Consider the following 16,463-nt stretch of genomic DNA (forward strand, 5'->3'; position numbering starts at 1 on the left):
AAATTGATTATGTTTAATCATATAAAAAATAAAAACAATACTTTTAAAAATTTAATAAATGGGGAATGGGTTAGCAGCAGAAGTGAAAACTTTGTAGAGATAAAATCACCACTTGATAATTCATTGTTAGGTAGAGTACCGGCTATGACAAAGGAAGAGGTAGATACTGCAGTAGTAACAGCTAAAGAAGCTCAAAGAAAGTGGAATAACACAACTATAAATGCAAGAGCAGAAATATTATATAAAGCATCAGACATTTTACTGGAAAATATAGATGAATTATCAGAACTTATGATGATGGAAATTGCAAAAGATAGAAAAAGCTGCAGATCAGAAGTATCCAGAACAGCAGATTTTATAAGGTTTACAGCAGATACAGCTAAGAATTTATCTGGTGAAAGTATTCCAGGAGATAGCTTCCCAGGTTTTAAGAATAATAAGATGTCAGTTGTAAAAAGGGAACCATTAGGAGTTGTACTTGCAATATCTCCTTTTAATTATCCAATAAATTTATCAGCTTCTAAAATAGCACCTGGTTTAATGGCGGGAAATTCCATTGTATTAAAACCAGCAACTCAAGGGAGCTTATGTGGATTATATCTAGCAAGAATATTCGAAAAAGCAGGGGTTCCAGCCGGAGTACTAAATACAGTTACAGGTAAAGGAAGTGAAATTGGAGATTATATTACTACTCATAAAGGGATAAATTTCATCAACTTTACAGGTAGTACAGAAGTAGGAACTAGAATTTCTAAGATGACTAGTATGGTACCTCTTTTAATGGAATTAGGTGGCAAGGATGCAGCTATAGTTTTAGAAGATGCTGATCTTGAACTAACTGCAAGTAATATAGTTGCAGGTGGATATTCATATTCAGGTCAAAGATGCACAGCGGTAAAGAGAATTTTAGTAGTAGATGAAGTAGCAGATGAATTATTAGAAAAAATCAAAGAAAAGATGGAAAAGCTTACTGTAGGGAATCCTTTAGAGAAAGATGTAGATGTTGTACCTCTTATTAGTTCTAAAGCTGCAGATTTTGTTATTGAATTAATAGAAGATGCAAAGGGTAAAGGAGCTGACTTAATTGTAGGAGGAAACAGAGATGGAAATTTAATTTATCCAACACTTTTTGATAATGTTACTTTAGACATGAGAATTGCATGGGAAGAACCATTTGGCCCTGTACTTCCAATTATTAGGGTTAAAGATAAAGATGAAGCTATAGAAATAGCTAATGAATCAGAATATGGGCTTCAAAGTGCTGTATTTACAAAGAACATAGATAATGCTTTTTATGTGGCTGATAAGTTAGAAGTAGGAACAGTTCAAGTAAATAATAAAACAGAAAGAGGTCCTGATAATTTCCCATTCCTTGGTGTGAAAGCTTCTGGTATAGGAACTCAGGGGATAAAATATTCAATTGAATCTATGTCTAGACCTAAGGCTACTATAATAAATCTATCAATACATAATTAAGAGTGGCAGAAAAATGAAATATTCTATTGAGATTTGATTTCAATCACATTTTTTAAAAACAAATAAAGTTATAATAATGTCAGAAGTTAAATAAAAAAACAATTTAAGAAGTAGATAGCATAATTTGGGAGGTATTAATATGAAAATAATATATTTTAGTCAAACAGGAAATACAGAAAAAATGGCAAACTTAATTCTAGAAGGAATAGAATCAGAGGGGAAGAAAGCCGAATTAGTTGAAGTATCAAATGCAACACTTGATGATGTTAATAATGAAGAAATACTTATTTTAGGATGCTCAGCTTATGGATCAGAAGAATTAGATGAAAGTGAAATGGAACCTTTTGTTAAATCATTAGAAGGAAGTTTGCAAGGAAAGAAAGTTGCTCTTTTTGGTTCATGGGGATGGGGCAATGGTGAATGGATGACAGAATGGGAAAAGAGAATGGAGTCATATGGTGCTATATTAATAAACGAAGGTTTAACCGTGCAGGAATCTCCTGAAGGTGAAGATGAAGACAAATGCAGAGATTTTGGAAAATTAATAGCAAAATAGGAATAACAAAAACCATGCAATAAGGAGATTTATCTCCCTTATTGCATGGTTTTCAATTTTATACAGTGGCTTTATGCATTTTGCAATAGTTCAAATACTTGTCCAACTTTAAAAGTTTAGCCTAATATTTGTTTTAAATCCTCATCAGGAGTACTGATTGGTTTAAGATCGAAATTATCAACTAAGAAATTTAATACATTAGGAGTTAAGAAAGCAGGTAAGCTTGGCCCGATATACATTCCTTTTACGCCTAATGAAAGTAATGCTAGTAAATCACATACAGCTTTTTGTTCATACCAAGACAATACTATTGATAAAGGTAAATCATTAACTGTACAGTTAAATGCATCAGCTAAAGCTAAAGCTATTCTAACTGCTGAGTATGCATCATTACATTGTCCAACATCAAGCAATCTTGGAAGTCCTGCAACTTCACCAAATTGTAATTTGTTGAAACGATATTTTCCACACGCTAAAGTAAGAATAATACAGTCCTTTGGAATTTTTTCAGCAAACTCTGTATAATAATTTCTTCCAGGCTTTGCACCATCACATCCACCAATTAAGAAGAAGTGCTTAACGTTTCCGTCTTTAACTGCATTAATAATTGTTTCAGCATGACTTAAGGTTGCCTTATGACCAAAGCCTACTAAGATTTCTTTGACTTCTTCGTCTTCTGTGAAACCACCAAGTTCAAGTGCTTTATTTATTATTTCAGAGAAATCCTTATATCCATTTTCATCTTTTTCAATATGTTTAATACCATCAAATCCAACAACACTTGTTGAGAATATTCTATCTATATAAGAATCTTTTGGTCTCATTAAGCAGTTTGTTGTCATTAAAATACAACCAGGTATATTATCAAATTCTTTTTGTTGATTTTGCCATGCACTTCCGAAATTACCCACTAAATGAGGATATTTGTTTAATTCAGGATATCCATGTGAAGGTAACATTTCGCCATGAGTATAAATATTTATTCCTTTACCCTCAGTTTGCTCAAGTAACATTTCTAGATCTCTTAAATCATGTCCAGAAACTACTATGAATGGACCTTTTTTAATATTTACATTAACTTTTGTAGGTGATGGAGAGCTATAAGTAGTATTATTAGCAGTATCTAAAACTTCCATAATCTTAACACTCATAGTACCTGTTTCCATTGCAAGTTTAATCAAATCTTCAAGAGTTAAACTATCATCAACTAAAGCTGCTAAAGCCTTAAAATAGAAGTCATTTACTTCATCGCTAGTATATTTTATAAATCTAGCTTGATGAGAATAAGCAGCGATTCCTTTTAAACCATATTTTATAGTTTCTCTAAGAGAACGAATATCTGGATCTAAGTTCTCATCGTACATTATTCCAGCTTTTTCAGCATCTTCAAGTATAGATTCTTTAGAATCACTTAGGTTGTACAACGCTTCAGGAGAGGTGATATTTTCAGATTTAACCTTTGCTCTTAAAGACTCTTTAATTTCTTGAGACTTTTTAAGTTGAATAAGGTGAGCCTTAGGGTCAAAATTAACATTAGTTAATGTCATAAATAAAGAATCTTCAACAAAAGAGGCTACTGATGTGTCAACCTTTTCATTTTTGTTTAAAAGTTCTTTTGCGTAAACACTGATTCCTTTTAATTGATAAATCAATAAATCTTGCATTGCTGCAATTTCAGGTGTTTTACCACACACACCTATTTTAGTACATCCCTTACCCCCAGCAGTTTGTTCACATTGATAACAAAACATTTTTTCTACCATAATAAAAACTCCTCTCATATTTACATAATATAATGCTACGGATATATTATACAATAAAACGGAATAATAATACAATATAATTATATAATATTCAATATTATATAAGAAATACCACATTGTGAGGTGAAATTTTGTCAAAACATTAATTATGATTATAGGATATAATTGACAACTTGATATTATTTAAAAGAATATTTAACCTGAATTATTCATAAAATTATATGAAACATGCTTTGCATGGCTCGTTAAGCTGTTCTTAACAAATTCAAAACTTCACTTATTAAGTGAAAAAATATAGAAAAATAGACTCAAATTTGTTATGGTTAATTTGCGAAAAAAAACAATTAACAAAGGAGAGTCTATATGGGTAGTTTATTAGAAAAATCTTTGAATTTCAAGAGAAATGTAAAAATTAATTTTGATGGTGGAAATTTAACATCAGATTCTGGTCTTATTTTATATAGTGAATTTGATGAAAGAATAGGTTTTTCAAGAACTGTAAAAGATGTTTTTTATGTTAATGATGGAATTAATCATAGAGAACATACAAACGAAGAGATATTACTACAAAAAGTTTATCAAAGAATAGCTGGCTATACAACCGACGATAATTCAGATGAATTAAGATATGATCCAGCGCTTACTACAATTTTAGATAAAAATGCACTAGCTTCACAGCCTACAATTTCACGTTTTAATAACAATCTCGATAAAGAAAACTTAAGACAATTTAATAAAATAAATGAGTTGGTTTTGGATAAAGTATACTCAATTGATATGCCAAATCAAATAATTTTGGATATTGATTCTACTAATTTTGAAACTTATGGTAATCAATATGGTTCAGCATACAATTCACATTATTCAGCAAATGGATATCATCCACTATTAGTTTTTGATGGACTAACAGGTGATTTATTAAAGGCAGAGTTGCGTTCTGGAAATGTTTATACATCAAGAAAAACAGTGGCTTTTATTGGTCCATTATTAAAAAGGTATTCAAATAAATATATTTGTACAGACCTATACATTCGTGGCGATAGCGGTTTTGCTATACCTGGACTTTATGAAATTGCAGAAGAACATGATGCTAAATATGCAATAAGATTAAAAGCAAATGCAACATTGTATAAGTATTCTGAAGAATTTACTACAAGAATGGAGATATTATGCAAAAGAAATATCTATGACCATTATACTATATATGGTGAATTTGTATATAAAGCAAAGAAATGGACTAAAGAACGTAGAGTTGTTGTGAAATTAGAAAAGAAAGAAGGTCAAATGTGTATAGATTATACTTTTGTTGTGACTAACATGACCAGCCATCTAGAAGCTGTAATAAAATTTTATTGTAATAGAGGAACAATGGAGAATTTTATTAAAGAAGGCAAAAACGGCTTCGCTTTCGATAAAATGAGTAGTTCATCTTTTATCGCAAATGCTAATAAGCTTCAAGAGATGGTTTTAGCATACAATTTAAACAATTGGATGAGAAGATTATGTTTTACAAATTCAATGAAATCTCTAAGAATAGAAACAATACGAATGAAAATAATTAAAGTAGCTGGTAAACTTGTAAAGAGTAGTAGATACTTAAAATTCAAACTCTGTAGTTCATGTGCTTATCAAAATGAGTTTTGGCATATTTTAAAAAATATCAATTCACTGCCGTTATTAAATTGATTCAGATTACAATTTAATATGTAAGATATGGTTAAAACCTAAAGTCCGTAGCGAAGCTGTACGTATATTTAGAAAAATAATTAAAAATTAAGAAAAGAAATAGCTAATAGCATGAAAAACTAACTTTCTTATGTTATTAACTATATCTATGAATAATTCAGGTTTAAATATTAATTTAATAATTATCTTAATGATACACGTGATTTGCAATTAAATAGGTACTACGAAGTGTTTTAAATTACCACAAATAAAGAAGACAAAAAAACAAACAATAAGAAATATAAACTAATTCATCAATGAAAAAAGCAAGCTGGATTGGAGGAACTATTATGAGACGTAAATTAAAATATATTTTAATCTTTGCTTTTGGTGTATTGCTTATTGGTTGTAAGTTCGGTAAAACTGTACCTTCTCCTGAAAATCAAATAAATAATGAACAATCAGAGGCAAAACCTGATGAATCAGATGAGAAAGAATTAGGTGAAAAATCTAGTAATGAACCAAGTAAAAATTCTGATGGAAATAAAGAAGAAAAGAGCTAGGCAGAATCTAAAGAAAACAATAATGAAGCATCATCTGAAAAATCCAGCCAAAATGTTACTGAGAAATCTGATGAGAAAGCTACATCTGAATCACGCGAAATAGTCGAAGAAGATAAGACTGTTGCAACAAATAAGAAAAAAATTATTTATTTAACATTTGATGATGGACCAAGTTTTACTGTGACAACTAATGTTTTAGATATATTAAAAGAGAATAAAGTAAAGGCAACATTTTTTTTGATTGGAAATCAGATTAAAGGCAGGGAAGCGGTGGTAAAGAGAATTTATAATGAAGGAAATAGTTTAGGCCTACATAGTTATACACATGACTATAACATAATTTACAGTGATGAAGATAACTTTATTAAAGAAATGATCGATTGCAGGAATGCAATAAACAAGGTTGCTGGAATAACACCTAATATAATTAGGTTTCCAGGCGGCGGTCATAAACGTTTAAGTAATAATTTTCTTAAAAAATTACATGATAAGAATTTTAAAGTGTATGATTAGAATTTGGAAAATAGTGATGGATTAAAACCTAAAACATCATCATGTGAATTATATGAAAAAGCTATAAATGGAAGTGAAAATAAGAATAAGATTATATTGCTTTTGCATTGCACAAACAATCACCAAAATACGTGTAAAGCTCTTCCTCAAATAATAAAATACTATAAATCAAGAGGTTATGAATTTAGAACAATAACTGAAGAAACAAAAGAGCTATATTTTCCAATAAAGAAATAAATCGTATACAAAAAGTCTAAAAAGATATCGTAACGTGAAGATATTACAAATAGGGTAGATGAAACGGAGTGTAACAAATGAAAAGAAGAAGATTTATTAGGAACACTATTTTATTAATTATATTTGTTTTTATATTAAATTCATTGAGGTATGCAGTTAATGCGGAATCAAAAATTCATTCTAATAGTAATATATCTATATTAGTTGATATTAGTGAAGAAAGGCTTTATTTAATAGATACTGAGAAAAATATAATATTAAAAAAATATACAATAGCTAGTGGTAAACAAGAAACACCTTCTCCGGTAGGTACATGGAAAGTGGTACGTATGGCTAAATGGAGTGGAGGTTTTGGCACAAGGTGGATTGGATTAAATGTACCTTGGGGAATTTATGGAATTCATGGCACAAATAAACCATACTCTATTGGGAGCGAAGCCTCCCATGGATGTATTAGAATGCGAAATAAGGATATAGAGGAATTATATGAGTATGTAAAGCGTGGAATGATAGTATGCATATACGCAGGCCCATATGGCCCTTTTGAAAAAGGATTTGTAAATTTAAAGCCTGGCGATAGAGGGGCGGATGTTTTAGAAGTGCAAAGAAAAATGAAAGAAAAAGGCTATTATCCTAAAAATTTAGATGGAATATATGGCGAAGGAATGAAACTGTATGTAATAAAGTTTAGGAAAGAAAATAACCTTAAAGAATGTCATGATATTAATAAAGAGTTTTATGAAAAACTTGGGATTACTTTGGTAGATTAAATCTTTATCCAATTATTATATCATCATCAACAGCATTATTATTCATGTTGTTATTATTGCTGTTATTTTGGTTACCATTATTGTTATTACTAATAAACAGCCTATGCCCACAATGAAGTTTCCAAGGACGTTTAGCTCTTCAGCATTTTTACCTTTTGCAAGAGAAATAACAATTGCATTTGTTAAAATTAGAGAATCTTCAGGAGTTAAGTTTTCAAAACCTGTCATTATTTACACCCACTTACTATAACATATAATTAATAATTATGACATTTGATTAAATAATATGAGTATGGGTGTTAAATAAATAGTTGTATATTAATAATATATTATTAGTTTATTAAAAAGCATTATTTAATGTAATTATAAAATTATGAGAGGTAATAAAAATGTATGTAATTAAAAAGTTCATAGAAACGATTTTGATATCTTATACTATTCTCTTAAAATATATGTTAACTTTATGCGAAAGTTCTTTGAAAATTGAATGTGCGATGTTTACAAAGTTCGGTATAACAAGTATATACTTGTATAGGTTATAAGCATAAATATTATTAAATTTATTGGACATAATAGTACCGAAAGGTGGATATGCGATGAAAAGATTTACTGTTTTATTATTGGTCTTTTTATGTTTAACGCTTACTGTATTCGGAATAAAACCTGCATTTCCAGTTACAATCAGTAATACATTTAACCAAGGTATTTATAAAATATCTGATTTTAACCCTTCGAAAAACAGTGTTTATTCAGTTCAAAACGTTTCATCAAAGGATAATATGTCCATTATTATTACGGATGAAGAACAAAATATACTTCAATCTATACGACTAAAACCTAATTCAGAAAAGCATAACACAATACCTATAGGTCCTAATGACACAATTATATTACTTGGTAAAGGTGCAGTTTTTGTTAATCCATTGGAACTTACAGAGTGATGTCGTTTAATTATTAATTAGCAAAATAAATAATAAATTAGAATATCGCACTATTCGTAAAACTGAGAATAGATTTGCGATATTTTTTTATTTAAGATACTGTTTCGTAATAATCTAGACAAAGAGATGAGGTAATGCAATGCAAACATTAAGCAAAACAGCAGAGCAATCTAGAAAATGTCCTAATGTTAAAAATTGCAATAATAAGAGAATTGAAGCATGTGCATTAGCTGAGTTACCTAAGCAAACATAGATTGCAGTACTACTAATGAATAATACAATTACACCAATTACTGGATTTAAGGTGTTGCTAATACAAATAAGAAAATTTAAAACAAGATCTATTAATGGTTTAAGTTTTGTGTTGGTTTATATTGATACTAGGGTTTATGGGAAATGATTTTTTAAATTGGAGGAATTAAATATAATTAAAAAATTTTATTATAACTATATCATCTTCATAATTGATCCACAATTAAGATGTAGAATAAACACATAAAGAGAAGACAATTGAGGGAGTGATATACAATGAAAAAGAAAGTTATGATTCTAGTATTAGCAATCATAGTAACTGTAAGTGGCATGTCACTTGCATATGCAGAAGGTGGCAATAATATAGATTCTAATAAATTTAATGGACAAGATAGTGGGGTTAAATCATTATCAGATTATAGAGGAAATATGATGAGCCTGATGGGGGATGGAGTTCAATCAGATGATGATATGAATAAAATGATTGAATTAATGAAAGAGAATGGTTTTACTGATGAAGCAAATGCTATGAAAAATAGAGATTTTAATACCATGAAAAATTTAATGGCTAACTAAGTGATGATGATTATAGCAAGATAATTGATATAATGCAAAATAATAGATATGGATCTATGGCTAATATGATGAAATCTGTAGGCAGAGAAAATATGGCAGAATTTCATAAAAATATGGTGGGTTATTAATATTTAAAGTTTAAAAGAATTAAAATAGTTAAGTTCGCCTGGCACTTTTATAATAAGTATTGTATATAAATAAATTATAAGCAATTATTTAGGCAATATTTATGGATATTTTCGATTTATCGCCAGAAGAACTCACTGCCTTAACAGCGGTTCTATCTATAGGAATTGCAAAACAATATACTGAAGGTGACCAGTTAGGCGTATTGGCACTCTTTTTCACTAGTATAGGTGATATTCTGGCATTAATTCAACTACAGAGATTAAGTATAGCTGCGAGAGTTGAGAAGGTACAAAATGAGCAAAGTGCACAAAATACACAAAATGATAAAAGTACTCAGAATACTCAAAAACCTAATTTGAATGAAACAAAGGCTTAACGTTAAAACATTATGTATCATTAAAATGAATATATTTTTAATATATATGTAAATGTAATAATACACAAGCTAATGTAGAATTAATAGAATAAATTAGTAAGATGAGTAGGTAGTTTTAGTGATGAGTTTAAATTTAATTGTCAACATTAAAGACATAGACCATTATATATGTTCATAAGTATAGATACAAAAGACTTTGTGTAGATTACGCGAAGTCTTTTGTGTATTATATTAGAGGGGAAATATAATGATATAGTAATCTCAAGTTTAAGGGAATGTAATATTTAATTTTTATATGAATTTCTTAAGCTGATGACATTAGGAGAAAAGAAGGCAAGTACACTTCGCTAAATAAGTCGTTGTCCCGTAAATGATACAAGCCCATAAGGGGCTTGCACACTTCGGGAAACGTTATTTAGCTAAATGTACATGCCTTCTTTTCTGTATTATGGTTTATTGCTGCAGATGAAGTAGAAGGTGTTACCATGGTTTTTGGTTTATTGTGTTAATGGAGATAATGCTGCACATGCAGATTAATGTTTTTGTGAAATGTGAGAATTGGAAAAGAAAGTTAATGTTTTTATTTTCCTATGACGATTATTTAAATTCACTTCTAAGATTCTAAACCAGAAAGAGTCAATATGTAATCCCAAGGAGCTTTGCTCAAGTGGAATTACATTGACACTTTCTTCAGTGGTTAATTTAGATGTAGTGATTGGATTAAAGGCTGCGCCTCAAATCTCATGAACAGTAGAAAGCATATGAAATATAGAGTATTCTAGAGATTAAGGATAGATCCTATTTGGTGTATTACATGATTTATGGAGAAGTGATGCATGCGCATAAAGAAAAGGGCGCCTTGGACTTGCAATCACAGGATAGAGATAAAGTTTATTGGAAGTTGGCAGGTCCACAATGTACTTGCTTACCTGCTAGTCCTTTTTAGTAATGGCGCTCTTTCCGCTTAAGAAATCCAATCACTAAAAATAATAGAATAGATATTTATAAGGAAATTATTTTTAGTGATTCGGTTTCTTGCGCTTCAATAACACTCATTACTAATAAGGACAGGCAGAAAAGCAATTACATTGACGGCGCCATGTGGAATAAAAGTTTTTTTAATAGTAGTTATAATGAGAGTAGAATAGATTAGACAGAGTAAATTAAAATAAGAAATTGTTCTTTGAAAACTAAATAATATGTTATTTACAAAATGTGTTATAATATGTTCTGATAGTAGTTTTTGATAAAACAAGACAGATTTTTGTTTATAGTAGATAAAGGGAGTATTTTAAATGGGATGTATTAATATTAAGCGAATTTGGTCAGATGAAACCATGATTGAATTTGAATTTTCAGCCAATAATGCAAATATTTATTCACAATTAAATTTCTTTGTAACTGAAAATGAATTATTAGAAATTTATTAACTGAGGATCGTGCAAGTGTTCAAGGAATAGCTTTTAGAAACTAGTGTAATAATATTATAATTTTCAAGTCGCTGGTAGTGAAAATAAGAGGTGAAATATGATGGAGTATATAAAAGCACATAAATATTCATCTAATCACAGAAATCAATTGTTAAGAGATAAAAAATGTGGTTGTTTTTATTGTTTAAAAATTTTTAGTCCAAAAGAAATTGTAGATTGGGTTGAGGATATTGGTGGTACAGGTATTTGTCCGTATTGTGGCACAGATTCTATAATTAGCGAAAGTTCAGGATATCAAATAACAAAAGAATTCCTAATAGAGATGAAAAACTATTGGTTTAATAAAAACAATAATGAATAATATATTTAATATAGTACATTATCTTAAAGAAAATCTGATATTTACATAATAGTTATAATTTAAAAAAGATAAATTTTGATTTATAAGGAAGGTGAATCATGAAAATATTTTTACGTATGCACCCAAAGAATCGTTTATCCTCTGTACAACCAAAAAATTAATTTTGTACAGAGGAGTGCATATTAAATGAATAGATTAAATAAGCCAATTATTACGAAAGAAACAATCAAAGCAATGGAGGACATGTCATTTTTTACCCATGCTATGATTTTTGACGATTTACTAATTGTTGCACAAAAAGAAACGAATTGCTTTGTATTAAAGACAAGTGATGGGCTAATAGTAATAGATGCTATTTGGCCAGCAAAGGAAGCTTTTGATGCAATAGTATCTGCTATTAAAGATGTAGGTTGGGATCCTGATACTATAAAAAAGCTGGTTTTAACTCATGGACATGTTGATCATACAGGCTGTGGAAAATGGTTTGTTGAGAAATACCATGCTTACACATATCTTTCTAAAATAGATGATATTTTTTGGGAGGAACATCCGACTAAGCCTGATAGACCAGAAACGTGGAAAGATTATAAAATTGATGTTTATGTTCAAGATGGTGATACCATAATATTGGGTGATAAAACAATATATGTTTATGGTACTCCTGGTCATACTCCAGGAGGATTAAGCTATATATTCCCTGTAAAAGATGATGGTAAAATCCACATGGCAGCATTATGGGGGGCTACAACTCCACCATGGACAAAAAATGAAGTAAAACAATATCTTAAGTCCTTAGATTATTTTATTAGTGAAGCAATTAGTAAAAAAGTAGATGTGGCTCTAAGTAATCATACAGCTATAGATAATGGCTTGGAGCGTATTATATATTCAAAAGCAAGAATGGATTATATGCCTAATATTTATATTATTGGACAAGATGGATTTCAAAATTATTGTCAGGTGTTTAGGACATTGAGTTATGATCTGCTGGAAAGATTATAAGTATAATGCCAGGTCAAGAAAGTTCAATTTTGCCATAGTACTGTCACAAATCTCTTGTAATATATAAAAACAAAGTAGTTAAACATTATTTATCCACTATTAAATAAATATTAACCAGTATTCAGAATGGTCTATTCACAATAATAGATCATTCTTTTTTTATTATAATAAAGTTAAATCAATGTATAATTTTTATATATGTAAGTAAAGCAATATGCTAACTGCAAAGTTGCAATTGAAAATATTAAGTTATACAATAAAAAAATAAATATTGAAGAAAAAATTAGAGTAATTGTACAGTTATAACATGTTTTATTATTGGAAGAGTTGGGGGAAGATTATATTGAAAGGTATTTGTACATTAGAACAATTACAAGATGAAGCTAGAGCGGATTTGGGATACAGAAATGCAAATAAGGTTCCATTTCTTAAGACTAATGTTTATAAGGTAAGAAAGAGGATGGAAAAGAATAAGTCAGGAGGTTCAAAAGTAAAAGAATATGTATGGAATCACAATTTGAGGAAAAAAAATTTATCTTCATTAATCAGAGAGATCTATGATTGTGAAGAGCATTGCTTTTTGTATAAAATCTTTGGAATAGAGCAAACCAAGTTAAAACTTGAAATTTCATTTGCTGGAGTAAAGTTGCCTAAAGAAGCATACAGTGCTTCTTTTAGTGATTATCTTGAAGTTGAAAATTTGAAATTGCTTTCTTCAGTTGAAGATTTTGAAATAGTAATACAACCCGATTCTATTGATGAGCCTGTAAATATTGCAAGAGAATGTAATATGATAGGCGATATTATTACAATAGATCATTTTGCACCTGGAATCTTTTTTAAATGTGACTTTGATTATGTACCCAATATAGATGGTTGGACTATTATTGAGTTTTCAGAACGAACATTAGAGTGCAATGCATATGGATTACCAATAGACAATGATTATCCCATGTGGGTAGAATATTTGCTTACAAGTTATGTTATGTACAACATTGGAAATGAAAGATTGGCTTTTTTTTCTGCTTTTGCTGCACTAGACCAATATATAGAAATGCTATATGCAAATCTAGAAACTGCGTATTATAACTTACTGCCAAGAATAGGAAATGCTGAAGTATTTGATAAATACTGTGATAAAATTGAAAGATATCAAAATATGAATAGGCGAATTATAGATGAGAAATTTAAAGATGTAATACACGAATGTGTTGTAGATTTTGAGAAATATGGTTATTTGTATAATAAGCTATATGACTATGAGAAAATGCGGAACAAAGTTGCTCATTGCGAAGAAGGGTATTCAGATGGTAATTATTTAGATTTAGTGTTTGTTATTATTGAGATTATTTATTTGACAGGGACAGGAACAGAATTAGTAGATAATATTTTTGAGATATATGAGTAAGAGCACCTTCGGGTGTTTTTTTAATATCTAGGGATTTTGTGTCTTTAAAACCAATTATATCAATAGTTAAGAGGCTGTTGGCTTATAAAAATATGATTAGGAATGAGCATGCGCAGCCACTTTGTTCTCTATAGAGCTAGATAATTTATGGTATATGGAAGTACCAAAAAGGAAATTTTAAACAAACTCCATTAATAAAAATAATTTCAATAAATGGATATAGCGTTGAATAAAGAAAAGTTGGATTTTAAGATTATAGTAATGGAACTTATCTAAAATAATGTTTTTTGGGAGAGCAATTATACCAATAGAAAATAAATATTGTAAAGGGGAAATTCGCTGCGCTCACCCCTGTACAATATTTATTTTCTATGGAGCTTAAGTATTTGCTAAAAAAACAACATAAGCTTGTCCTATAATTTTAGCAGTTAATTCTGTAGTTTGTGGAATATTAAAAGAAATAAAATAATCCTGGAGAGGACCTCTCCAGGATTATTTTATTTCAAGTTCAAGCTGTATTGGTCTTGTATCAAGGTAATGTTCATATTCTATTTTATAGTATATGATTAATTTTCTTCTGCCATCATATGGTAGTGTATTTACCAATGAATCAAATTGGGCTTTTGATTCAAAGCCTTTTTCTTTTATAAGCCATTTTGTAAATGTCATTAGATCCAATCCTTCTCATATATATTTTTAATGAGGGGTAGAGAGGAGTATTTCTCTAATCCCATTCAGTCTGTAGGTAATTTATAAAGTATTGATATTTTTCGTGATAATATAAATCAGTTCTTTTAGATTCTTCTTTTGATAAGATAGAAAGCCAATCTTTATAGTGTCCGTAAGAATTAAAAGCTTCTTTAGTAGTAAGCCATTTTGTAAATGTGAAATTTCTCATATCTTTCTCAAATCCTCTCTTAACCTTATACTATAATTATTGCCTAAAAGGGGAACGAATATTCGTAGATACTTGTACTTATTTGTATATTTTTTTAGCTATTTAAGTATAAGAAATTTAATTGTTGGCTAGAATATTTTAAAGATAAGGAGTGGAATAATAATGGAAAATAGAAATAAAATAAAAAAAGTAAAACTACCAACAAAGCAACTTCATGTGGAATGTGAAATTAAGTTATATGAAGACTTTGAAGCATATTGTCACAGGAATGGAAAAGATGTTAGTAAGGCGATAAGAGGATATATGAAACTATGCGTTGGAGAATAAAATATAAATAATTAAAGTACCTAAAAGGTGCTTTTTTTGTACATAAATAATGTCTAAAATTTCTATAAGTGGGCATAATAAAATATGGGAGGAGAGGAACTAAAAAGAAAAGGTGGTCATAAAAGTGGAAAAGAGAAAATATGAATCAAAAACGCTAATCGCAGAGTACAGATATTTAAGTGAACATGAAAAGTTCAGATTTTCTGAAACAGCTTACAGGCTAAAAGATGGATCAATAATTATTGAGTATAATGGTGCTCCTTTAAGTCTTTATGGATTGAAATTAAGCTATAACAAGAACATAGGAAGAAAAGGAATATTTAGTGTTACAAATGATGATTATGAATTTTGGAAGTCATTTAGAGGCAGAATTGAGGAGAGCAGTTTTGTAGATTACGAAACTGAAAGAAATGATATTTTAGAAAAAGTCAGGGAAGAATATAATAATCAAATAAGTTCAGAACCAGAACACGAAAATATATTAGAAAGCCTGTCATTTGGGGAATTGCCATACTAAGTACATAGGGGGAGAAATCCCCTACAAATATAACAATAATAAGGACAAGCACTTTAGCACCAGAAACCTATGATTAAAGAAAATAGTGCAAGCCTTATTCATAAATATTAGAAATATATTAAAAACAGCATGTCCAACGGAGCACCATAATATCACATAGATTTTTCATATTAACTTTACTTATTTATTTAAAAGGTCGGTCAAGACCGAAAGCAAAGCGTGTCTTGAGCTACATTTTAAATAAATGTACCATGTTATATGAAAAAAGCTATATAAAAGATATAATCTAGAGTTTATTAATGGGGGCGGTCTTGGACTGGCTTTTTCCAATACCTCTACATAATTAAAAGTAGATAATAGATCTGAAAATCGTATCATTAAAAATAATTTCCCAGTAATACAACTTATTATTTTTAGTGATTGGATTTTTAGAGCGTAAAAAATATATAGTCAAACATTATAGTAATAAACTTAAGCCTGTACAAGATAGGCATGCCGTCACATTACTTACTTTCTCATGCTATTGTGATGGCATGTCTAAGCCCCAAAAAATTCTTGTCAGCTTGTCTGACCAACTAAACATTATCTTCACATTTTCATATACCAGAAAAAATAAATTATAATGAACTAAAAAAAGAACTATAAACAAAAGTTCCAGTCAGAGGGATGGATTAGTATTCTTATACATGCTTTAAAGAATGAA

Annotated in this window: 18 protein-coding genes and 1 pseudogene; 15 read left to right on the forward strand and 4 right to left on the reverse strand. The window is 29.4% G+C overall.

The features are described from left to right. The first annotated feature begins 9 nt into the window (after positions 1–9). Together PZA12_RS11760 and PZA12_RS11765 are read left to right on the forward strand one after the other, a co-directional pair. The gene (locus PZA12_RS11760) at positions 10–1,476 is read left to right on the forward strand and encodes an NADP-dependent glyceraldehyde-3-phosphate dehydrogenase (protein ID WP_012058499.1); all 1,467 of its coding nucleotides are present in this window, start codon (positions 10–12) and stop codon (positions 1,474–1,476) included. Between the two features lie 139 nt (positions 1,477–1,615). Beyond that, positions 1,616–2,032, forward strand: coding sequence for a flavodoxin (locus PZA12_RS11765; RefSeq protein ID WP_012058500.1), 417 nt, complete (start codon positions 1,616–1,618; stop codon positions 2,030–2,032). 116 nt (positions 2,033–2,148) lie between these two features. Here PZA12_RS11765 and hcp read toward each other — a convergent pair whose 3' ends face one another. Continuing rightward, positions 2,149–3,795 carry a hydroxylamine reductase gene (gene hcp, locus PZA12_RS11770; RefSeq protein WP_338481384.1) on the reverse strand — a complete coding sequence of 549 codons (1,647 nt, stop codon included), beginning with the start codon at positions 3,793–3,795 and terminating at the stop codon, positions 2,149–2,151. 363 nt (positions 3,796–4,158) lie between these two features. Between hcp and PZA12_RS11775 the strand changes: the two genes are divergently transcribed. From PZA12_RS11775 to PZA12_RS11790, 4 genes and pseudogenes are all read left to right on the forward strand, one after another. Further along, the gene (locus tag PZA12_RS11775; protein ID WP_103699301.1) at positions 4,159–5,481 is read left to right on the forward strand and encodes an IS1380 family transposase; all 1,323 of its coding nucleotides are present in this window, start codon (positions 4,159–4,161) and stop codon (positions 5,479–5,481) included. A gap of 329 nt (positions 5,482–5,810) precedes the next feature. Next, positions 5,811–6,023, forward strand: a complete 213-nt coding sequence (locus PZA12_RS11780; protein WP_012058502.1) for a hypothetical protein — start codon at positions 5,811–5,813, stop codon at positions 6,021–6,023. A gap of 129 nt (positions 6,024–6,152) precedes the next feature. Then, a pseudogene (locus PZA12_RS11785) lies at positions 6,153–6,773 on the forward strand (polysaccharide deacetylase family protein); the annotation flags it as partial. A gap of 77 nt (positions 6,774–6,850) precedes the next feature. Next, positions 6,851–7,543 carry a L,D-transpeptidase family protein gene (locus PZA12_RS11790; protein WP_012058503.1) on the forward strand — a complete coding sequence of 231 codons (693 nt, stop codon included), beginning with the start codon at positions 6,851–6,853 and terminating at the stop codon, positions 7,541–7,543. Positions 7,544–7,585: 42 nt separating this feature from the next. On the opposite strand, the gene PZA12_RS11795 is transcribed toward PZA12_RS11790, so the two are convergent. Further along, a complete protein-coding gene (locus tag PZA12_RS11795; RefSeq protein WP_012058504.1) occupies positions 7,586–7,771 on the reverse strand; it encodes a hypothetical protein in 186 nt (61 codons plus the stop codon). A 368-nt stretch (positions 7,772–8,139) separates the two neighbouring features. Between PZA12_RS11795 and PZA12_RS11800 the strand changes: the two genes are divergently transcribed. From PZA12_RS11800 to PZA12_RS11830, 7 genes are all read left to right on the forward strand, one after another. Continuing rightward, entirely contained in the window at positions 8,140–8,484 is a 345-nt protein-coding gene (locus PZA12_RS11800) for a hypothetical protein (protein ID WP_012058505.1), read from the forward strand. 528 nt (positions 8,485–9,012) lie between these two features. Next, positions 9,013–9,312, forward strand: a complete 300-nt coding sequence (locus PZA12_RS11805; protein WP_012058506.1) for a hypothetical protein — start codon at positions 9,013–9,015, stop codon at positions 9,310–9,312. A gap of 229 nt (positions 9,313–9,541) precedes the next feature. Then, positions 9,542–9,817: a hypothetical protein gene (locus tag PZA12_RS11810; RefSeq protein ID WP_012058507.1), complete on the forward strand. Its 276-nt coding sequence runs from the start codon at positions 9,542–9,544 to the stop codon at positions 9,815–9,817. A gap of 1,295 nt (positions 9,818–11,112) precedes the next feature. Next, entirely contained in the window at positions 11,113–11,247 is a 135-nt protein-coding gene (locus PZA12_RS11815; RefSeq protein ID WP_023976706.1) for a hypothetical protein, read from the forward strand. Positions 11,248–11,344: 97 nt separating this feature from the next. Next, positions 11,345–11,608 (forward strand): hypothetical protein, encoded by a 264-nt coding sequence (locus tag PZA12_RS11820; protein WP_009168800.1) that lies wholly within the window; start codon positions 11,345–11,347, stop codon positions 11,606–11,608. Positions 11,609–11,794: 186 nt separating this feature from the next. Then, positions 11,795–12,610 carry an MBL fold metallo-hydrolase gene (locus PZA12_RS11825; RefSeq protein WP_103699302.1) on the forward strand — a complete coding sequence of 272 codons (816 nt, stop codon included), beginning with the start codon at positions 11,795–11,797 and terminating at the stop codon, positions 12,608–12,610. Positions 12,611–12,953: 343 nt separating this feature from the next. After that, positions 12,954–14,018: a hypothetical protein gene (locus PZA12_RS11830; RefSeq protein WP_009168802.1), complete on the forward strand. Its 1,065-nt coding sequence runs from the start codon at positions 12,954–12,956 to the stop codon at positions 14,016–14,018. 492 nt (positions 14,019–14,510) lie between these two features. On the opposite strand, the gene PZA12_RS11835 is transcribed toward PZA12_RS11830, so the two are convergent. Both PZA12_RS11835 and PZA12_RS11840 read right to left on the reverse strand, forming a co-directional pair. Continuing rightward, entirely contained in the window at positions 14,511–14,687 is a 177-nt protein-coding gene (locus PZA12_RS11835; RefSeq protein WP_023976704.1) for a hypothetical protein, read from the reverse strand. A gap of 55 nt (positions 14,688–14,742) precedes the next feature. After that, positions 14,743–14,916: a hypothetical protein gene (locus tag PZA12_RS11840; RefSeq protein WP_017212202.1), complete on the reverse strand. Its 174-nt coding sequence runs from the start codon at positions 14,914–14,916 to the stop codon at positions 14,743–14,745. 162 nt (positions 14,917–15,078) lie between these two features. Between PZA12_RS11840 and PZA12_RS11845 the strand changes: the two genes are divergently transcribed. Continuing rightward, positions 15,079–15,243: a hypothetical protein gene (locus PZA12_RS11845; protein ID WP_171983632.1), complete on the forward strand. Its 165-nt coding sequence runs from the start codon at positions 15,079–15,081 to the stop codon at positions 15,241–15,243. 124 nt (positions 15,244–15,367) lie between these two features. After that, positions 15,368–15,760, forward strand: coding sequence for a hypothetical protein (locus tag PZA12_RS11850; RefSeq protein WP_103699413.1), 393 nt, complete (start codon positions 15,368–15,370; stop codon positions 15,758–15,760). Positions 15,761–16,463 lie beyond the last annotated feature (703 nt).

Source organism: Clostridium beijerinckii (genome assembly GCF_036699995.1).
Classification (GTDB): Bacteria; Bacillota; Clostridia; order Clostridiales; family Clostridiaceae; genus Clostridium; species Clostridium helianthi.